Annotated in this window: 14 protein-coding genes; 6 read left to right on the top strand and 8 right to left on the bottom strand. The window is 60.9% G+C overall.

Annotated features, from left to right (window positions below):
* Positions 1-180: 180 nt before the first annotated feature.
* On the top strand, positions 181-2,421 hold the full coding sequence (locus tag I2456_RS11510) for an acyltransferase family protein (RefSeq protein WP_085075724.1): 2,241 nt from the start codon (positions 181-183) through the stop codon (positions 2,419-2,421).
* Positions 2,422-2,442: 21 nt separating this feature from the next.
* On the opposite strand, the gene I2456_RS11505 is transcribed toward I2456_RS11510, so the two are convergent.
* On the bottom strand, positions 2,443-4,197 hold the full coding sequence (locus I2456_RS11505; protein ID WP_085075725.1) for an AMP-binding protein: 1,755 nt from the start codon (positions 4,195-4,197) through the stop codon (positions 2,443-2,445).
* Positions 4,198-4,340: 143 nt separating this feature from the next.
* On the opposite strand from I2456_RS11505, the gene I2456_RS11500 reads away from it, so the two are divergent.
* A complete protein-coding gene (locus I2456_RS11500) occupies positions 4,341-5,654 on the top strand; it encodes a hypothetical protein (RefSeq protein WP_085075726.1) in 1,314 nt (437 codons plus the stop codon).
* Between the two features lie 22 nt (positions 5,655-5,676).
* Here the strand turns inward: I2456_RS11500 and I2456_RS11495 are convergent, their stop codons facing one another.
* From I2456_RS11495 to I2456_RS11485, 3 genes are all read right to left on the bottom strand, one after another.
* Positions 5,677-6,789 (bottom strand): hypothetical protein, encoded by a 1,113-nt coding sequence (locus I2456_RS11495; protein ID WP_085075727.1) that lies wholly within the window; start codon positions 6,787-6,789, stop codon positions 5,677-5,679.
* A gap of 93 nt (positions 6,790-6,882) precedes the next feature.
* Positions 6,883-7,863 carry a glycosyltransferase family 2 protein gene (locus tag I2456_RS11490; RefSeq protein WP_085075728.1) on the bottom strand — a complete coding sequence of 327 codons (981 nt, stop codon included), beginning with the start codon at positions 7,861-7,863 and terminating at the stop codon, positions 6,883-6,885.
* Positions 7,864-7,906: 43 nt separating this feature from the next.
* Positions 7,907-8,653: a GAP family protein gene (locus I2456_RS11485; protein WP_163703826.1), complete on the bottom strand. Its 747-nt coding sequence runs from the start codon at positions 8,651-8,653 to the stop codon at positions 7,907-7,909.
* Between the two features lie 469 nt (positions 8,654-9,122).
* On the opposite strand from I2456_RS11485, the gene I2456_RS11480 reads away from it, so the two are divergent.
* The gene (locus tag I2456_RS11480) at positions 9,123-10,019 is read left to right on the top strand and encodes a glycosyltransferase (protein ID WP_241007977.1); all 897 of its coding nucleotides are present in this window, start codon (positions 9,123-9,125) and stop codon (positions 10,017-10,019) included.
* 32 nt (positions 10,020-10,051) lie between these two features.
* Here I2456_RS11480 and I2456_RS11475 read toward each other — a convergent pair whose 3' ends face one another.
* Together I2456_RS11475 and I2456_RS11470 are read right to left on the bottom strand one after the other, a co-directional pair.
* On the bottom strand, positions 10,052-11,053 hold the full coding sequence (locus I2456_RS11475; protein WP_139823340.1) for a rhamnan synthesis F family protein: 1,002 nt from the start codon (positions 11,051-11,053) through the stop codon (positions 10,052-10,054).
* A gap of 125 nt (positions 11,054-11,178) precedes the next feature.
* The gene (locus I2456_RS11470; protein WP_085075732.1) at positions 11,179-11,955 is read right to left on the bottom strand and encodes a class I SAM-dependent methyltransferase; all 777 of its coding nucleotides are present in this window, start codon (positions 11,953-11,955) and stop codon (positions 11,179-11,181) included.
* A 410-nt stretch (positions 11,956-12,365) separates the two neighbouring features.
* On the opposite strand from I2456_RS11470, the gene I2456_RS11465 reads away from it, so the two are divergent.
* The 3 genes from I2456_RS11465 (at position 12,366) to I2456_RS11455 (ending at position 17,007) form a co-directional block, all read left to right on the top strand.
* Entirely contained in the window at positions 12,366-13,379 is a 1,014-nt protein-coding gene (locus tag I2456_RS11465; RefSeq protein ID WP_085075791.1) for a glycosyltransferase, read from the top strand.
* Between the two features lie 618 nt (positions 13,380-13,997).
* Positions 13,998-14,750 carry a class I SAM-dependent methyltransferase gene (locus I2456_RS11460; protein WP_163703825.1) on the top strand — a complete coding sequence of 251 codons (753 nt, stop codon included), beginning with the start codon at positions 13,998-14,000 and terminating at the stop codon, positions 14,748-14,750.
* 274 nt (positions 14,751-15,024) lie between these two features.
* Positions 15,025-17,007, top strand: coding sequence for an acyltransferase family protein (locus I2456_RS11455; RefSeq protein WP_163703824.1), 1,983 nt, complete (start codon positions 15,025-15,027; stop codon positions 17,005-17,007).
* A 7-nt stretch (positions 17,008-17,014) separates the two neighbouring features.
* Here the strand turns inward: I2456_RS11455 and I2456_RS11450 are convergent, their stop codons facing one another.
* Together I2456_RS11450 and I2456_RS11445 are read right to left on the bottom strand one after the other, a co-directional pair.
* Positions 17,015-18,601, bottom strand: coding sequence for a hypothetical protein (locus I2456_RS11450; protein ID WP_085075735.1), 1,587 nt, complete (start codon positions 18,599-18,601; stop codon positions 17,015-17,017).
* Between the two features lie 16 nt (positions 18,602-18,617).
* A complete protein-coding gene (locus I2456_RS11445) occupies positions 18,618-20,087 on the bottom strand; it encodes a glycosyltransferase (protein WP_085075736.1) in 1,470 nt (489 codons plus the stop codon).
* Positions 20,088-20,113: the final 26 nt, after the last annotated feature.

Here is a 20,113-nt window from a genome sequence, read left to right as displayed (position 1 = left end):
TTGAACCTTAAAGACACCGGCACCCAACGGTGTTGGCGGCGCTGAACCCGGGCCGCATTGCCTTGACGCAACATTCGCCGGCGACCTTGCACTCAATCATGGCCGCCGAACGCTAATGACACCGAATATCCGATAGGCCACATTCCCGCGTCCACCTCCACTTAATATGAGTGCGTGACCATGCGCCAGTCAGACAGTGTCAGCCCTTCTGACGGCGTCCTCCCAGCTCCCGGCGCGCAGGAGAAGCGCACACCACAAAGCGGATTCCGCAACGACATCGAGGGCCTGCGCGGGTTCACACTGCTGGCCATTGTGGGCTGGCACATCTCCATGCCCGGTGTGAGCGGTGGCTTCGTCGGCCCGGACATATTCTTCGAGATCTCGGGCTTCGTCATCACGGGCCAGCTGTGGCGCCAGGTCAGTACCACCGGCACCGTCGGGCTGCGTAAGTTTTACGCGGCGCGGGCCCGCCGACTGCTGCCGGTGTCGGCCACAGTGGGCGTCGTCACCGCAATTGCCGCGGCTCTTCTGCTGCCCGTGGTGCAAGCCCAAGGGGCCTTGAAGGACGCCATTGCCTGCGCGTTGTATGTGCCGAACTTCTGGTTCATAGTCCAGCAGGTCGACTATTTCGCCGGGGGCGCGCCGTCGCCGTTCCAGCACTATTGGACGTTGGGCGTCGAGGAACAGTTCTACTTGTTATGGCCACCCCTGATTGTCGGCACGGCATGGTTGATCCGGCGGTTGCGTCGGCGCGCCAAGGACGACGCACCGTCGTCGAAGAGTCCGTCGAAGAATCCATACCTGGCGCTCGTGACGTTCATCGCGCTCTCTTCCTTCGTGTTGTCACTGCTGATCACCTACGTGATGCCGCTGGCGGCGTATTTCTCCCTTTTCACCAGGGCGTGGCAGTTGGCTGTCGGCGCCTTGGTGGCCCTGACCGCCGAGTACTGGAGCCGGCTTCCGGCGCGAGCTGCGGTAGCCACGGGATGGATCGGGACGGCCATGGTGCTCTGGGCCTGCACCGTTTTCACCCCAGACATCCCGTATCCGGGTACTGCCGCGCTATTGCCCGTGCTGGGCACTGCGCTCGTTCTCGGCGCCGGCTGTTCCACACCCAACCAAGGTGCGGGGCGCGTACTCGGCTGGTCACCGATGCGGGTCATCGGACGGTTGTCGTACTCGTGGTATTTGTGGCACTGGCCGGTGCTGGTGTTCGCACCGATCTTGGTGGGCCACCGGCTGGGTCTGTTCGGCAACTTCGTCGCGGCTGTGGTCGTCTCCGGTGGGCTCGGGTGGCTCACCCTGCGGCTCGTCGAGAACCCGCTGCGATATGCCACCGCCCTGAAGCGGTCCCCTTGGAAGAGTCTGGCGTTCGGCGGTGTCGCCTCGGCCGCAGCGGCCTGTGTGGGCGTGGCGCTGCTGATGTGGGTGTCTTCCATACCGATGCCCGTTGCGGTCGCGCACGGCGCGGCGGCCCCGCCTCTGACGATCACTTCGCCCCCCATTCCCACCGGGGACAACGTCGCCGCTTACGACGCTGCGGTGCAGAACGTGTTCGCGCAGGTCCAAGCGGCGGTCGCGGCATCTGCCGACGTCAAGGCCGTACCGTCGAACCTGAACCCGTCGCTTGCCGGAGCTGCGGGTGAACTGGGCAAAATGATGTTCGACGGCTGTCTGCGCCTGCCCGTCCAAGCAGGACAACCTGAGTGCGCGATGGGCGATACCTCTTCGAAGACGACGGTAGCCGTGATCGGCGACTCGCATGCGTCGATGTGGATCCCAGCCTTCGAGCAGGTGGGCAAGCAACGACCGTGGCGAATCGAAACCATGGCCAAAGCGGCCTGCCCGATGCTGGACCTGCCCATCGCCAACCGCTTCGTCGCCCCCATCGTCGAGTACCTGCAGCACTGTGAGCAATGGCGCGGGCAGGTCATGGACCGGTTACGTGCCGAGCACCCGCGGTTGGTCGTGTTGAGCGTGTTCCGGGGCTACACCGCCACCCACAGCAACGGCTTCCTATCAGGTTTCTCGTCATACGATTCGGCGTGGAACGACAGCCTCACCCGACTGGTGCAGCAGCTGCGCGGCATCGGCGCCAAGGTGCTGGTGCTGGGGCCGCTCCCCCACCTGGACACCGCGGTCCCGGGCTGCCTATCGGAGCACCTCGACGACGCGACGGCTTGCTCGCCGCCCATGTCATCTGCGTTCAACCGACCCGGCATCGTCGCCGAGTCCGCGGCGGTCAAAGCCGGTGGCGGGCAATACGTTGAGGTCGAAGGACTGTTCTGCACCAAGCAGCGCTGCCCAGTCATCGTCGGCAACACCTTGGTCTACGTCGATGCGGGCCACCTGACGCTCGAATACTCCAAGCTGCTGGCACCGGCACTGGCGGCGCTGTCTGACCGCGCCCTGCACAGCTGACGTCCGGGGGTTGTGGGCGGCTTAAGCGTCTAAGCGCGAAAAACCGTCCTGCCGGTAAATTTCTACGCACTGGGCGCGCCGGGGTTTGCCGCTGGTGGTGATTGGAATAGAACCCTGCGGCACCAGAACAAGATCGGACGCGCTCAGCCCGTGCCCTTTCGAAATTGCCGAGGTGACTTCGCGTTTCACAAAGCCATACCGCTCGGCCGCCTCCTCCGCCGACTCGTCCTTCTTCTTCAGTTCGATGATTGCGACGAGTTTCTCGATACCGTCCTGGGGAACCGCGATCGCCACACACCGGCCGGGACTGATCTGCTGGATGGTTGCCTCGATATCGTCCGGAGAGTGGTTGCGGCCGTAAACGATTAGCAGATCCTTGATGCGACCCACGATGAAAAGCTCTCCGTGGGAATAGAATCCGGAATCCCCGGTCCGCAGCCATGGCCCTTCCGGTGTGCCGGGAGTAGGGTTGACGATCGACGCACCGAAGGTTTTCGCTGAGGTTTCGGGCTTGTTCCAGTAGCCCGAGGCGACATTGCCGCCGTGCACCCAGATTTCGCCGACCGTTCCCTCCGGGCACTCGATGCTGGTGTCGGGATCGACGATGCGCACTAGTTGCGTGTCCACCGCGCCGTAGCTGACAAGCGGTGTGCTGCTTTCGCTTTCGCTTTCCAACCGTTCGGCGTGTCCGTCGGGCAACTTCGTGGAATCGAAGTGGACGATTTTAGGGGGCTCCCCCGCCTGGCGGGTTGCGATATAGACCGTGGTTTCGGCCATCCCATAGGAGGGACGGATGACCGCGGGGTCCAGTCCGAAGGGCGCGAACCGGTCGATGAATCGTTTCAGCGTGACGGGCTGTACCCGCTCGCTGCCATTGAGGATGGCGTGGATGCCGCTGAGGTCGAGACCTTCGAGATCCTCGTCTTTGGTTTTCCGCGATGCCAAGTCGAACGCGAAGTTAGGCGCGGCGGTGAATCCAAGGGTGTTGTTGGCGAGCATCTGCATCCATCGGGCGGGCCGCTGCAGGAACCCGATGGGACTGGTCAACTTCGCCGGCATGCCCGTCAGAATGGGCATGATCAGTCCCAATATGAAGCCCATGTCGTGATAGAACGGCAGCCACGAGACCACCGTCGATCCCGGTGGGGCGAGCTTGCCGTAGACGCCGTAATAGGCGGTCATGATTTGTTCGAAATTGGTCATCAAATTCTTGTTCGAAATCATGACCCCGGCCGGTGTCCGCGTGGAGCCGGAGGTGTACTGCAGATAGATGGTGTCCGGCTGGTCGTATTTGGCGCGCGCTGCGGCGCCCGGCCGACCATCGAGGTCCAGCCGATCGAGCTCGATGATTTGGGTCTTCTGCTCGCCTGGCTGCGCCCGTACGTACTCGGCGACATTGTCGACCACCGATGATGCCGTGAAAATTACGGCGGGCGAGGTGTCGGCCAGCACCGACGCCGTGCGTTCGTCGTGCGCGCCACCCATCGGAACCGAAAGCGGCACGGCGATGACGCCGGCATGCAATGAGGCAAGGAAACTCACCACGTAGTCGAGGCTCTGCGGCGCCAGGATAAGCGCCCGGTCACCTGTTGTCGCATGCTGCCGCATCAGCGCAGCAAGGTTCAGCATTCTCTTGTACAGCTGAGCCCATGTCAGGCTGAGTTCGACACCGTCCCACGAATGGTCGTAATCGATGTAGGTCAACGCAATGTCGTTGGGCTGCAAACTCGCACGTTCGCGTACCACGCTGGGAAGTGAGGATTCAACCACGGGCATCAGACTACCGTTGCCGGGGATGCATCTCTGCAAAATGCGGAACCCGCAAAGCACTGAACTTTTGCTAGCCGGCGCGGTTGCGCGCCGTTCTCCAAGCATAAGTAGTGGATAATTACCGTCTCGTGGACAACCGACTCGCACACATGGACCAGGTGTCATTCCTGGGAGTGCGGGCGCTCGGCTACGGCACCCTGGCGCAGGTCGTATGGATATACAACCGTCCGGCCGATCTGGAGGGGTTACGTCGCTTCCACCGCAACCTCGGCCGCAGCTTGCTGGGCCGCCGGATCGAACGCTCCCCGTTGCCGTTTGCGCGCGATCGGTGGGTCGCATCGCCCGGTCCCGCCGACCTCGAGATCGCGGAGACGCCGCGGCCGCGAACCGCGGTGAATGAATGGGCTTACGAGCGGGCGTGCCTGCCGATCGATCCGGAGGTCGGACCTGGCTGGCATTTGGGTGTGCTGCCCATCGAGGGCGGCGGAACCGCGGTGAGCCTCGTGGCGTCACACACGCTGGTAGACGGACTGGCGGTGTGCCAGGTTATTGCGGATGCGGCTCAGGGCAGGACCTATGATCTCGGCTATCCCTCGCCCGGATCGCGCACGCGGCCCAGAGCAATCCTCGAAGACGCCCGGCAGACGCTGGCGTCAACACCCGAACTGGCACGTGCCGTGGCGACCATGGTGCGACTGGCCCGGCAGGGTCGCCAAGAACTCGCCTCGTCGATCGCGGCGGCGCCACCGCCCCCAGGCGCACGCCGCGACGACCCCGCCGTGGTGCCCACCTTGGCCGCCTTTGTCGACTTAGCGGAATGGGATGACTGCGCGAAAAGACTGGGCGGTACGAGCAATTCGCTTTTTGCGGGATTCGCCGCACGGCTAGGCGTGCGGATGGGGCGCCGGCTCGACGATGGATCAGTCACGCTGGCGTTTCCGGTGGGCGAACGCAAGGACGGCGATACCCGGGGCAACGCCTTGACATTCGCCTCCATCACGGTCGACCCGACGAATGCGGCGGTTGATCTCGGGGAGATCCGCGGCAAGCTCAAGCGGGCTCTCACCGAGCTTTCGGCCGAGGCCAACGAAATGCTGGGTTCGCTTCCGTTGGCCGCAATGACCCCGAAGTGGGTAGCCCGGCGACTGGTGGGCGTTGGCCTGGGCAATGCCGGTCTGCCCATCGGGTGCTCCAACTTGGGGCAGTTGGATCCCGCAACGGTTCGACCGGATGGCACCGAAGCCGACTACGTTTACGGGCGTTTGATCGAGCCAGGCATCACCAGGGCGGCGCTGGAAAGGATGGGCGGGCAGCTGTTCGTGGCTTCCGGGCGAACCCCGGACAAAGTGTTCGTCACGGTGATCGCCTACCGCCCGGGCCGACCCAATTCTCCGGAGGAGTTGCGCGAGGCGGTATTCAAGACCTTCGCCGAGTTCGGGTTGAAAGCAGAGATCGATTGCTGATCGACCGGCGAATGAGGTGCCATCATTGAGCCGGCGCTGCCGAGATTGCTGGGTTGTGAGTTGCTCGAGCCCGCGCATTCATCAGCACCAGGGCTCCGATGAGAAGTGGTAGCGGGAAGGTGATATAGATGCTCCCTTCCCAATCCCAGCGGGGCGACTGGGCAAACTCCTTTATGGCTTCCGGTGTGAAGAGGGAGAACATCGTCAGGTACATGCCAAGCATCCAGTACGAGGGCGTCGGCTTCATGCGCAGAGCGATCCAGCCGAGGCTGCAGGCTAACAAGATGATCACCGCCACGCGCGCACCGAGTCCTGCACCGTTGGAGGCACGACCGAATATGTGCATCGGTTGATACATGTGACCCAAGCGGACAGACCAGAGAGCAAAGATCCCGTGTAGCACCAAACAGGTCAGCAGCATCGACACGGTGAAGTAGCAGCCCGTGCGGCGGTCCTTGCGGAAAACGCCGTACCCAAGGATGGTCGTCATCAACACAATCGGTATCCGGGCTGTGGCCACAACTCCCGCCAGTACTCCCAGTAAGACAGCCTTGCGGGCCGAGTCATCAAGTCGTGCAGCGGCGATCGCGAGGCAAACCAGCGCGATCGAGACGACAAACAAGTCCTGACCGTTGGTGATCTGCGCCTGGAAGCTGGGCTGGAGAAACATCAAGACGAAAAAGACACCGGCCGCGTATCGGTTCTCTCGTCGAAGAAGAAACACGACCAAACCGAGCGACAACGCGCCCAGGATGGCGGTCAGATGCGTAAGCGTTAAGGGAGACAACAACATAAACCAGCCGGGTCCAGGGCTGATCGGCGCGCCGTCGGCTAGGTGGTCACGATACGGTTCATGGCCGTGGACGAGCAGCCAAGCGGGCACTTCCAGTGCCGGAGCTGAAGTCGCGAAGTGCGGCGTGTTGCGCATCGCCAGGTAGTGCCGCTCGTTGCTTGCCGCCACCAGCACGAGGAGCACGACAATCGCTATGACCACGGGCAACCCGCCACCGAGGAACGACAGCTTGGCCGGCTCGCGCAAGGTCCACCAGGCAAGCGCCGTCAACAGGGCGGCATATACGGTCCCGATAACAAGGCCGTGTGATGATTGGACGGTGGTGACAGCAATCGAGCTCACCCAGGACAGCAGCCCGAATTGAACAAGTAGTCCGATTCTCCAGGCAGACGTATCGTCGTCTGCCGACGCCGAACGAGACACTTGCGCCACCCCCTAGGAGCCACTCACCGCCGAGGCCGGTTCGCGCACGCTGATGTTTGCGCGAAACTGACGGGCGCGCCGGAACTCACCGAACAACGCGGCGACCATTGCCTTAACGTGCCGCCACCGTTGCGGCCCGAGAATCGCCACCTCGATCAGCATTGCCAGCCAGGCGGGTAACCACCACGCGGCAGCAGTAAGTCGGACGCCGGGCGGTGCGGCGGGATCCAAGATCATCCAGGTGAGAATGCGGTGCTGGTCGAGCAGGTTGCGCCGAGCGGCCATGAGCCGCGTGGTTTCGGTGGCGGCGGTATGGCTTCGCACGGAAAGTTGCTCTGGCACAAAGCAGACAACTGATCGCAACATCAAACGCGACCAGAAATCGACGTCGACGAGTTGGTAGATGTCGGCACGGAAGCCTCCCGCATCCAAGGCCAGTTGCCGCCGGAACATTACGCAGGTCGGTTCTCCGATCCAGTTCTCCTTTCCACCGCGCAGCAACATCTGCTGCACCAGTGACGACCCGCAATTAAGGTCGCGGAGATTGCGGAAGCGGCTGTGGACGTTGCCATATCGCTCTGCCCACCGTCGGTCTTCGCCGGCAATCCGGCGGGGCGCGAACGCCATGCCGACGGTCGCATCGTCGAAGCGGGGCACCAGTGTCTGCAAGGCTCCGGGTAGCAACCAGTCGTCACCGTGCACGAATTGGATCAGGTCGCCGCGCGCCAGCTGCAGGCACTTGTTGTGGTTGTCGTTCAGACCCAAGCGCGGCTTGTTGCGGACCAGACGATCCTGAGGCCGCAGCAGCGCCGAGGCGATGGCGACACAGTCGTCGGTCGAATCGTCGTCGACCACCAAGATCTCGAACTCCACGCCCTGCTGATCGAGGATGCTGCGTAGGCAACGGTCGATCGTCGCGCTGTTGTTGTACATCGGCACGCACACCGAAACTCGCGGGGGCGCCGAAGACCGTTCAATCTCGTTGACGTTCATAGACTGTGAGGTCGGGCATCCTCGCTGGACGCCCGGGGCGACATCAGAGACGAGCTATACCCTGGAAGATCAGGATGACGCCGGTGAAACCGACGATGGTCTGGGTGATCTGTAGCCGGTACGTACGCAGCCAGTCTTGAATCCGCTCCATCACCGCATAAGTCTTCGCCGGCACCGCTAGATAGCAAACCAGTGGAATCTCCACCACCGCAAGCACCAGCAGCATGAACACCATCAACGCGCTGAACTGAGTCGTCACGGCGGCACCGGAGGCAAGGATGACCGTCACGATCACCCAGCCTTCGTAGGGCGGAAAGGACGAGGAAAGGCCGACAAAGAAGGCTGGCCAGAGGCGGTCGCCGCTCAAGATTTCCTGGGTGCGAGCACCCATCCGCTGGAAGATATTGGAGGGGCGCTCTTCCACCAAGGTGACCGTATGGCCGCCGCCCGCATTCAATCGCGCCGTCGCCCGTGCGCGTTTTGTCATCAGCGCGAGCATCAGCAGCGCGAATAACCCAATGGCTATATGCAGTCGACCACCCATGAAGATGACGGTTGTGGTCCGGATGTAGGTGAAGGTGTCGCCGACGAAGTGCAAGGCACCCAGTGTGACTTCGCGCATCAACACGAAGGCCGAGAGTCCAATCGCCAGCCCCATCGCGACGCCGCCGAGCCAGAACGCCATGAGGTTCCGGAAAGCCCGCCGCTGGGACATGATGACGATGGCGAGCGCGATCCGCACGGGATCAATCGCCATGCCGAGCCCGGTTATGATCACTATCGTCCACATCACTGGGGACGCTACTATGCGGCAACCAATCTCGCGGCGTAACTGAGAAATTGCCAATAAGTGTTGTCTGAACAGCCATAACACTCGGCGACGGCGGGTCATTCCGGACGTTCCCGCGGCTCAGGACCGGCACGCCCGTACGAGAAAGCTCTGACAGCTCGAGCTAAGTCACCAGCCGGTCGGACGAGCGCACCCGCTGCTTAATGCGCCCTTCAACTGTTCGATACACGCTGAGTGGATGACAGCATCCGATGTCATGGACTGCCCACGCCGGCAAACGCGGCTATCGGCCGTTCGACAGTTCGGCGCGCGGCTATGCTGACGGCGGTTCGTGTGAGGGACCGGCGACAGCCGCATGGATGCGATACAGCACATCGGCCTCGACAACTCGCTACGCAGACTAGGGAGCGTCACACCGTTGATCCCCAACCCAATCGAAGGGCACCCGCGGGTTTCGGTGTGTGTGCCGATGTACAACAACAGTGAGACGATCGAACGTTGCCTACGCAGCATCCTCGATCAGGACGGTGTCGACTTCGAGATTGTGGTCGTTGATGACGATTCGACCGACGATTGCGCTGCCATCGTTTCGGCGCTGCTGCGGCCTGAGGATCGTCTGGTTTGCAACAAGCCGCGCCTGGGTCTGAACGGCAACCACAACAAGTGCCTGGAGCTGGCACATGGCGACCTGATCCAGTTCGTGCACGGCGACGACTGGTTGCTCCCAGGGGCGCTGCGGACTCTTGTGACGAGCTTCGATGATCCAACTGTGGGAATGGCGTTTGCGCCTCGGCGGGTAGTCCAAGACGAAGGCTTGCCATGGCGTCGGAGGGTCGGCGCGGCTCACAAACATTTTTGGAGGCTGCGTGATCACAACAGCGGGCGGTGGTTAGCCGCGCAGATGATCGTGCGTGCCGGGGCGGGCAACTGGATCGGAGAACCGACCTGTGTCATGTTCCGGCGTGAGCTCGGACTCGACGCCGGGGGCTTCCGCACCGATATTTTCCAGCTTGTCGACCTCGATTTCTGGTACCGGCTCATGGTGAGGTCGGCGGTGTTCTTCATTCCACAAGAGCTGTCCGTGCGGACTCACACGGTGACCACCGAATCGATGCGCATCGTGAAGGCAGGGCAGAATTGGCTCGACCAACTGCGGATTCTGACATGGCTGATGGTAGATCCGGCGTCCCCCAACGCAATTCGCTTCCTCGCCGCCGTTCGTTGGTCGCTCACCTGGTTGTCCACCACAGTGAAGTCCGCGGCATTGGGACCGAATCGCAAGGCGCGCCTCAAGACCTTAGCGCGAGCGCCTGTTCGCGAGTTCGCCCATGCTCGGCAATGGCGTGAGGGCTTAGTCAACGCTTGAAGCCAAGGTCACAACGAGAATTTCGATTCGCGTCAGGAGGACGCGCCGGTTGGTCTGACCCACGATTGCGCTCCGCAGCCAAGCCTCATCACGTTTTGTTCGATGAGATCGTAGGGGTAACCGGTGTGCTGTTCTATGAACTCGCGTAGTTGTGCCATCGAGTCATGCCAGGGCTGATTGTGGCGCGGCAAGATCGTCTTGAGGAATGGGAACCGGTGGTGAGTGATTAGGCCGTCCCAGAAGAAGAGGGTGTTGTTGAACGGGTCCCCGGAAAACTTGCTCGCCCACTCATGTGACGGCGCTTGAGCATAGGTAGCTTTGATGCTCTCCGCTGAGACGAATGGCTTGATGCGCAGCCCAGCCGCACGAGCACGTTCGGTTAGGCCAATCTCGTACTCGCGGACCAGGTTGACCTTGTCGACGATGTACTGGAAGCTGTGCCAGAAGTCGTTGAGGAAGGGGCGGGTTCGCTCATTGAGGTCCCACGCCAGGAAGAAGGACTGGAGATGGAGGCCGAACTCTTCACTTTCGATGGCGCCGTACATGTCGGCGTTACGAAACGAACTCCACATTTCTGTTAACGGGAACAGAGGACCGAACACACTGTCGTTGGCCAGGACCAGGCGGTCGAACTGGTCGAGTGACCAACCGCGTTGTCGCAGAAGCTCGTACGCGAGGTGCCAGGATCCGAAATCCATCGCGAGCGTGCGGCGGGTATAGATCCCCGCGCACAGGGCACGGATGGGATCCACCGACTCCGGTTTGAGCTTCGGCGAACCCGAGACGAACACGATTGTGGCGCCTAGGGCGTGCAGCGCATTGAGGTAGTACGTGACGTACGGGTCGATCATCCGTTGGGGATCGAAGTGCGCGAAGAGCACAAGCGTGCGACGTCCAGAAGGCGGATCGGGCGGTAGCTCCTGATGAGTTTGGCGGACAAAGCGCAGGGCGTTGCCCCTCCAGCGATACGGCACTGCAGCGAGGTATCTGCGGTAACGGTCGGATTCGACACGCAACCTGTCGAAATGCTTCAAGGTGACTTCGCGGGCCCGGGCGATGCATTCGGCGTCACGGTCGAACCGTGCGGTGACGGCGGATCTCGTCTTCGAGACCACGAGCGGATGTCTATCGTTCGCGAGCGAGACTACCTCTAAGCTGGCTATGTCTCGTCAGCCTTACTTGCCAAGGCAAAGAAGTCACTGTCGGTGGCTGTTACGTCTTCCACCTCTAACCCGATGTGTTCCAGCATCTTCTCTATGAGGTTCACATCGAATACATGATGATGCAGCGTTCGGTTCTCGAAGTTCCTCAGGCTTCGCTTCCTGAAATGGTCTAAGTCACCGGCGGGTGGATCTAAGGCCAGATCATGGAGCTCCAAGATTTCATCCAGGTGGGTAAGATCATCCTCGCCAACGTCATGAGTGAAGTCGTCCAACAGGTGCTGAAACTGGGTAACCGGACGCCGGTGGTCGAAATTGCTGTCCTTGTTGGGGAGGACCAAGATCATCACACCGCCTTCCTTTATCACCCGTTTCCATTCTATGAGGGCTTTGAAGGGATTCGCGACATGCTCGAGGCAGTTCGATGAAAGCAGAAAGTCATAGTGGGCGGACTTGATTTCGCCTAAGTCGGTGGCGTCTGTAATAAACTGACGGCCTGATTTCTTAAAGTAGTACTTGTAAGCCTGACCATGTTCAATCTTGCCCTCCCAGATGGTATCGGTCGCGAAGTTCACACCATCCAACTCATTGACAAAAGGATACAGCGGCAGAACAGTTTTGAAGAGAACGCTTGGGCCACCGATCTCGATGCCGCATTTGCCTGCAACGGACACCCGATACTTGTCGCTATTGCGCAACCGGACAGGAGCGTATTTGAGGGAGTAGTAGAGATCGACCGCCGATTGTGGTCCGAGTTCTCTCAACGCTTGGCGCATTTTTCTCCCTTTTCATTCGGAAACTGTGGGGGCTCATAGATACTGCCGTCAGTGATTGCAACGACCGCGCTCGCCGCAGCTTGCACCCTCCCCCTCACAATCTTCCCAGACGCAGAGGTTGCAGTCTTGGTAATCCCATGAATCCCTCGGTTCTACTGAAGTGGCGCCAGCTCACCACATCGTTCGAGTCGCGTGGTGCTCGATTCCATCGCCATATCGAGGCCTTCTAGTTATGCTTCACGGGCGTGTGCTCAAGCTCCGGCAACCTGCCATGGCCGCTCGGAAATACTGCTACGCCTGGACGTCTCCCCACTAACCTCTGGCCAGGACGACGCTGTGCGCGGCCTGGCAGTCGCTTCTAGAGAAGGGATCCCGTAGTGACCGAAGGGAGCGCGGCGGACTCACCCAAGGTGAGTATCGTGTCGACCACCTACAATCAAGAGGCCTACGTCCGCCGAACCTTCGACGGAGTTCTCGCGCAGCGGACCGACTTCCCTGTCGAATTCGTAGTGTCTGATGATGCTTCGACCGACGCGACGCCCGCAATAATCCGAGAATACGCAGAGCAGCACCCACAATTATTCAAGCCCATTTTTAGAACCGAGAACGTCGGCTACAAGACAAACTTGATTGGCGCATTCGCGGCCACTCGCGGTGAGTACATCGCGTGGTGCGAGGGTGACGATTATTGGATTGATCCGACGAAGCTAACCAAACAGGCGTCGTACCTCGACCAGCATCCGGAGACGGCAGTCTGTTTCCACCCCGTACGAGTAAGTTGGGAAGGCGGCGTAGCCGAGGATTATGAGTTCCCCCCGCTCGACTGGCGCTTCGATCTGAGCCTGGAATGGTTGCTCAGGCGGAACTTCATTCAGAACAATTCGGTCATGTACCGTCGACTCGCTCGCTATGACGATGTGCCGGCCGCCGGGGCGTGTTTCGATTACTACTTACACTTGCTGCATGCGATCCACGGCGGCATCGTGATGTTGCCAGATACGATGGCAGTATATCGACGCCATCCGGAAGGCATGTTCACTGACGCCGTAGTGGATCGAAGAAAGTTCTGGCTAACCCACGCGCCGGGACATGCTGCGACATTCGACGTGATGATCGACTTGTTCGCTGACGATCCCGACCGAGAGGAAATTCTTGGAGAGCAGGTCGACCGAATTCTCTCCGAGATCGCTGGCATCCCTGGCCCCGAAGGGCGTGCAGTGCTCCTACAGACGATCGCAGAGCACCCGAAGTTTGCAATGGTGGCCCTGCGGTACCGCTGCGCCCAGCCGCGATGGCGGCGCTTGAAAAACAAGCTCTCTTACGAGGTTTCGGGCTTCAGAGCACGCGCCTATGTCAACTCCGGTCAAGTTATTCGTCGTATTGGACGAGGTATGCGTCGTGAGGACTCCTACGCCGACAGGTGATGAGCCGTCGCCTGCAAGGTCAAAACCGGACCGCTCGCCTGGTAAGGAAACGCTGCTATCGGGCTGAATCGATGTCACAACGCACAGCAATCGCATGAAGGTTCCGTCGATACGGCGGCCGGTTGGCCAGATCGTGGTGGACAGCGGACGTTGCAATACCGGGGTCAAGCGACTGGACCAAGTACGACCTGAAGGCAACAGCATCAAAGGCTAGGATCCGACGGCCCAAACTTAGTTAAGCACCTGCGCGCCGTGCTAGGCCTACCATACGTCGCGCTCAGCGCACACTTGCAACTCACGGCCAACGAGTCCGCCGCGTCTTCAACCCGCTCTCCGAGTGGCCCGGAGTTTGCAGTTAATAACACTAATTATGACGTGACTGGGGTCGGCTGCACCGGCGGCGACAGCAGGCCCATAGGTTCAGCGTACAACGACGACTTCCGCGGCATCCGTTGAGGCATGAAGCTCGGTGCGCATTTAGCCTGCCTCGACGAGCCAGATGAAGGACCTCAGGGACATGAGCAGACTTCGAACAGAAGCTCAGAACAGCGGCGCTTCACCCCGTATAGTGACTGCACAGGCGTTTCCGATGGGGCAGCGCTAGATAGGAATGAGCCGATGACCGCGCTATATGACGACCGCTTCTATGCCGATCAGCGCGGCATGTCGACCTCGTCGGCCAGTGTAGTTGTACCCATAATCCAGGAAATCGCCGATCCCCATTCTGTACTTGATGTGGGCTGCGGTGTGGGTACATGGATTAGCGTTTGGACAGCCGCCGGGGTCAGCGACGTGAACGGCGTTGACGGTAACTATGTAAACAGAGCCTTGCTTGAAATTCCGCCCGATCAATTCGTAAGCCACGATTTAACAAAACCCTTAGATATGGGTCGGAGATATGACTTGGTCACTTGCCTCGAAGTGGCCGAGCACTTGCCGCCCGCATCGGCGCCCGTCCTGGTCGAATCACTTGTGCGCCACGCCGACGTAATCGTATTTTCCGCCGCAGTTCCCGGTCAAGGTGGTACTGGACATGTCAATGAGCAGTGGCCGTCATACTGGGCCGAGCACTTCGCAGAGTTCGGATTTCGGCCATTTGACGTGTTTCGCGATCGCATATGGTTCAACGAGCGAGTTGAGTGGTGGTACCGACAAAACTGTCTTCTGTTTGCGACAGACAAAGCTGCGCTGAGGTTACGGCTTGCGTCTATTGCCGGCCCTTTGGACGTGGTCCATCCTCTGTTATATCAACGCGGCGCCGCGAGGCCCCTCTCACTTCATGCCCGACTAACAGTCAAGGCCCAGGCAGGAATAAAGGCTGTTAAGGACGCGCGACTGCGCCGTACTCTGCGGGGGATCAAACGGTCCTAATAGAGCATGTATCCTCAATTGGGCGCGCTATGCGTCCGCAATATAGGCGCCTTGCGATCGGTTAAAATCCGCCACGGTTATCTGCGGCGCCACCGCATCGCTGCCGGTCGCGCTGTTTGTTCAGCAGTGAATCCAGCGTATCCGTTGAGATCTCGATGGATGACCTGAACCAACGACTATGCGTGACAACTCTCTTACCGGCAACCACCACCCCTGAGGCATGGGACGTGCGCCCCGCACCACTGGCTCTTTCCGTGCACTAGTCTGGCTCGGCGTGATTGCCGTGGAAGGTGTGTCTCGGGCCGAGGGCCGTGCTCCTGGCGACAACCGGCGGTTCGACATCCAAGGGCTTCGCGCAGTCGCGGTCCTCCTAGTCGTCGCCTACCACGGCGGGTTCCCGGTGCCAGGGGGATTTGTCGGTGTTGATGTCTTCTTCGTGATCTCTGGCTTCGTGATCACCGGCATGATCGACCGAGAGCACCGAGCAACCGGGCGTTTCAAATTCGGCCGCTTCTATCTCAGGCGGTTCAAACGCCTCACCCCTGCTTTGTCGCTCATGGTTGGCGTGACGATGGTGCTGGCGTTTTGCCTACTGTCGCCTTTCGTCATCCAGCAGGTCACGGCGCAAACGGGCATGGGCGCCATGCTTCTCGTTGCGAACTTTGCGATCGCCCAGAACACCGGCGGCTATTTCGATGCGGCGGCGGAACTCAACCCGCTTTTGCACACCTGGTCACTGTCCGTTGAAGAGCAGTTCTACCTTGTATTTCCGGCGATTCTGCTGCTCGGTTGGGTGCTCACTCAACGCGGACACCGACGCGTGCCATGGACGATAGTCCTTGTCAGCGCGGCTGCTCTCATCTCTTTCTCCTTAGCAATGGCGGGCCCCGACGCACTCGGTTCATCCTCCGCGAAATTTCTCGTGGGTTTTTACGGCCCGGTCTCCCGGGCGTGGGAGTTCGGCGCAGGTGCGCTTCTCGCCTACTCCACCACGAGATTTGCTTTGGGATCCGACAGACGTGCCCAATACCTCGCGTGGCTGGGCGCGGCGTTGCTCGTCGCATCTGCGTGGTTCATCAACGGACACACGCCATTTCCCGGGCCGTGGACCACGCTTCCCGTCGTCGGGACACTTTTTGTGATCGCCGCTGGCACGCACCAGACACCCGTGGTCACTCGTGTCCTTGCACTCCCCGCCGTCGTCAAGATCGGAGACTGGTCCTACTCGATCTATCTCTGGCACTGGCCTTTCCGGGTTTTCGCCGATCACCTCTGGCCGGAAGTGCCGTATGCCGTTCCCCTAGCGACAACATTGTCCATTGTGCCCGCGGTCGCGTCCTACCGGTGGCTTGAACAACCGTTCCGGCGGCTGCCGCCACAATCGCGTAGCCGAACCACTGCGCTCATCGCCGCTGTGCTTTGCCCATCTCTCCTACTCGCAGCGGGTCTACATGTCGGCGCCAATGACTACTGGAAGCCGCGGTATAAGTCCGGCGCCGTACCCGTTATCCACCCGGGGGACATCGAGTGGACGGACTTCTACACCTATCTGCGCGACACCTACTACCCGTGCTCGGATCAGGCGTTGCGAGACATCGCCTACAACTGGGAAGGCATCACGCGCTGCCGGCAGTCCAAGCCCGGCACTCACATCGACGTTGCCGCCGTCGGTGATAGCCACGCCGAGCAATTGTTTCTTGGCTTGGCCGAGGCGCTTCCCGACAAAAACGTCGTGTACTACATCAGAGAACTTCCGGTCAGATCGATACGCGGGATGGACCTGATCATCGACCATGTCGCGGCAGACCCGGGGATAAAGACGGTGATCGTCACTGCGGAGTGGTCTTTCCGCGGTGTACCTGATCAGCTGGCGAAGACTTTTGAGACGTTCACCTCGAAAGGAAAATCCGTCTTCGTCACCGATGACGTCCCTACCTTCCCCTTCGACGCAGTTGCTTGCAAATACCGCCTTTCTCCGGTCCTGCCGTTTTCCAAATGCAGCGAGGACCTCAAGCTGTTTCGAAGCGCCCATGACAGATATGGCCCGCTACTCAAGAAGGCGGCGGACGAGGTGCCGGGAGTGCAACTGTTGAACACAGCGCAGTACTTCTGCGACGATTCGGTGTGCAGCATGAACAAGGGTCAAGCACTCCTGTACCGAGACACCAACCATGTCAACAACATTGGCAGCAGGTATCTGGTAGATCGGATGCTTGTCGATTACCCGCAGCTCAGTACGGCGCTAGGTCGAAGGTAAGCCGCCTCTAACGCTTCGGTACGCGGTCAGCAAGCGCGAGGCGTGTTGCCACCGCAAAGAACAGAGCCACCCCGACTGCCAAGAAAGCCGGACCAACGAAGAGCAGCAGGTTAACAACAGCGGCGGTGGCAGCCGCCGAGGATCCCTTGAGCCACATGTGGTTACGAGCTCCGGCGAGGTCGGCGTCCGCCGGCCGCAATTCGCCGGGCAGGATGGCCCGCACGTCAGGATCGCCCAATACCGCGGCCAGCCGCTGGGAATTCGGATAGGCGACGTCGATCGTCTGTCCTGGCTTGCGCCGCGACTTCAACTGGTCGAGATTTTTCGTGGCGAGGTAGGCCTGTGCGTTGGTCAGTTGCTCACGTGCGGAATCGCTCCATTGCGTGGCGCCAACGCCGAATATGTAACCCATTACCCCGAACATCGCTACGACAAGGAACACTCCGGCCGCGGCGCCGGGTGCTGCATACCGACCGAACCGCGTTGCGCCGTCTGTGTTGTCCACTAGCAAGAGCACCGCTACCACCGCCAAGGGGTAGACGAGAAGCACAATGTCCATATACCGCACGGCGATGTCGTTCCCGCGGCCGTAAGCCAGCAGTACGAGCTGAATCACAACCCATCCGCTGATTCCGATTGCCACCCAAGCGCGGTCGGATGCGGCCGCACGCCTCGCCAAGGTGTGACGCCAATACCAGGCGATCGGTATGAGTGCGATGACCGTTCTGGCGGCAAGCAACGCCAGCCCCTGCAGGAACGTCCACGGGGTGCTGGTCGGGTGCGCCCGGGAGGCCGACCAGAAGATCATCGCGCAGGCGACCAATGCCAGAGCGGCAACGCCGGCGAGCTCGCGACCACTTCGTTTCCTGATGCTGCTGAGCAACTGCAGACCCACCAGCGCGCCCGCCGCAAGGATCGTCGCGACACCTGTGGCGAAGGAGAAGTAACTGAGGATCGCCGCCGCTACGCCACACGTCCACCGCACGGAGAACGGCCGAGCCGATGCCAACGCCACCAGAGCCGCGATACCGAAAAGCAAGCTGAAGTACAGCTGGCATTGGAAGCCCGAGAGTGTGTTCTCGTACCCGAAGGGAATTGCGAAGAAGAAGGTGACGAAGCACGCCAAGAGCAACCGGCGCCGCGCCGCGACAAGAGGCATCAACAAAGCCAGGAACCAGGTAATCGCGGCAGTATGAATGATGGCGCCCAAAACCATTTCGAGGCGCGGGTTCCACTCGCCAGCGAGCTCGAGATGTGTCAGCGCGAACAAGCGGAAGACGAAGATTCGGTGCTCGTTGTGCGGGGCAAAGAGATCGCCGAAGGTCAGCGTCCCCTTCAGATACGGCGCATACAGCCCAGCGGCCTCGCCGTCCCACTGGTCAGCCAGCGGCATCGGTGACCCGAGGAGTGAGATCACGATCAGTTTGGCACCAAGAACCACACAGGCGACCGCAGCCAACACGGCGACCGTGCGGCTGCGTCGTGGCGGTGGGTCGGAACGGTCGGCGGTCGAAGTCGGGGAAGGTTCGTCGTGGTCGGGCGAACCTTCCGCGGGCGGTGTGCCCACACGTCGCTTGACCCAATTGGTCGTCATGACAAACCTTGCGCCTTCACTTCCGGCGGTCACCGCGCTGACGTCGCCGCAAGAGGCCTGCTGCCCCTAACGAGGCGAGACCTCCGCCAGCCAAGCGCAGCACGGGACGGCGCATGGCCAGCCCATACCAATGCAGATACGCGGGCAACCAGCCCACCAGATCGAATTTGCTTTCCCCCGCGGTGCGATCCTCCCAACTGCTGGGGATCTCATCGACTCGATACCCGAGGAGGTGAGCCTTGGTCGTTAGCTCCAATCCCACTTCGAAGCCACGCACACTCTCGACCGGGACCTGCTGAAGAAATCGGTGGCTGTAGGCGCGAAAGTTCGTGGTGGCATCGTGCGTCGGCACTCCGCCGACGTAGTGCAGACTCAGCCCGGCCGTGCGCGACATCAGTGTCTTCAAACGCGGACCGCCAGTCTGTGACCCGCCAGGCATGTAGCGCGAACCGCTGACGACGTCAGCGCCCTCGCGAATCTTGGCCGCCATCAACGGAATCACCGACGGCGGATCAGACAGGTCAGCCATGCTGGTGACGATGACATCACCACGTGCGGCCGCGAATCCGGCGATGAGCGCATTAGCCACACCCTTGCCCAACGAGTTGCGCACCAATCGCACCGTCGCGGGCTTGTCGGGCATGGCGGCCAATGCCGCGAGGGTGCTGTCTTCGTCGAAGTCGTAGCAAACGAGCAGTTCGTGCTCCATGTCCGTCAAGGCCTCGGTGAGTCGCCTGATGCAGAGCTGGATGTTCTCGCCCTCGTTGTAGACCGGAATCACCACGCTTACCAGACGCTGATCAATCGCGGTGGGATCCTGCACTTTACGAGCGCGAATCACGAACTGCTTGCCGAGGATGGGCCAAGCGAGCTGGGTACGCAGATACATTCGCACCAGAATCGGCGCTTGCGGCAGCGGGGATGCCGACGTGTAAGGCAGAAAGCGGTCATAGCTGTTGGTGATCTCGAAGTGACACGACTCGAGCAGCTCGGTAAGCGAACGATCGCTGATCGGCACATTGTGATCCCAGAAGTCCCAGTAGTCGCCGGGGACATAGCGAATGTTCGGTCCCATGGCGATCAGGTGGCCACCGGGCTTGAGCACTCGACGGGCTTCGGCGATTGTGCGCTCGACGTCTTCCTTGCTTCGCAGGTGTTCGAGCAAGTTGCTGGTGAAGACGACGTCCACCGACGCCTCGTCCAGGAACGACAGGTCATCGGCTGGGCCGTGGTGGAATTCGATGCCCGTCTCGAGCATGCCGGCGCTGTCCGGATTCAAGTCGACACCGATGCGGCGGGCAGCGCTCACGTGGTTGAGGAATTCGCCGTAGCCACAACCGAGGTCTACGACGGTATCGCTGCGCCGGATCCAGGCTTGAAAGAAGTCGCGAACCAGCACGGCCCAGATCGCCGAACGCGATTCGAGGGCATGGCCGAAGCGGTTGCGGTAGAGCTCCCCGAGGTCGGGCTTACCCGCAATGTGCATGGCGTTCCAGTGGCGCGAGCCAGTGC

It is taken from the genome of Mycobacterium kubicae (genome assembly GCF_015689175.1).
GTDB classification, from domain to species: domain Bacteria; phylum Actinomycetota; class Actinomycetes; order Mycobacteriales; family Mycobacteriaceae; genus Mycobacterium; species Mycobacterium kubicae.
Note: the sequence above shows the minus strand (reverse complement) of the source record. Positions and strands in the feature narration are given on the sequence as shown.

Coding starts and splice junctions, on each gene's coding strand:
- I2456_RS11510 (WP_085075724.1), top strand. CDS start 181: ATGCGCCAGTCAGACAGTGTCAGCCCTTCTGACGGCGTCCTCCCAGCT.
- I2456_RS11505 (WP_085075725.1), bottom strand. CDS start 4,197: ATGCCCGTGGTTGAATCCTCACTTCCCAGCGTGGTACGCGAACGTGCG.
- I2456_RS11500 (WP_085075726.1), top strand. CDS start 4,341: ATGGACCAGGTGTCATTCCTGGGAGTGCGGGCGCTCGGCTACGGCACC.
- I2456_RS11490 (WP_085075728.1), bottom strand. CDS start 7,863: ATGAACGTCAACGAGATTGAACGGTCTTCGGCGCCCCCGCGAGTTTCG.
- I2456_RS11485 (WP_163703826.1), bottom strand. CDS start 8,653: ATGTGGACGATAGTGATCATAACCGGGCTCGGCATGGCGATTGATCCC.
- I2456_RS11480 (WP_241007977.1), top strand. CDS start 9,123: ATGTACAACAACAGTGAGACGATCGAACGTTGCCTACGCAGCATCCTC.
- I2456_RS11470 (WP_085075732.1), bottom strand. CDS start 11,955: ATGCGCCAAGCGTTGAGAGAACTCGGACCACAATCGGCGGTCGATCTC.
- I2456_RS11460 (WP_163703825.1), top strand. CDS start 13,998: ATGACCGCGCTATATGACGACCGCTTCTATGCCGATCAGCGCGGCATG.
- I2456_RS11450 (WP_085075735.1), bottom strand. CDS start 18,601: ATGACGACCAATTGGGTCAAGCGACGTGTGGGCACACCGCCCGCGGAA.
- I2456_RS11445 (WP_085075736.1), bottom strand. CDS start 20,087: ATGCACATTGCGGGTAAGCCCGACCTCGGGGAGCTCTACCGCAACCGC.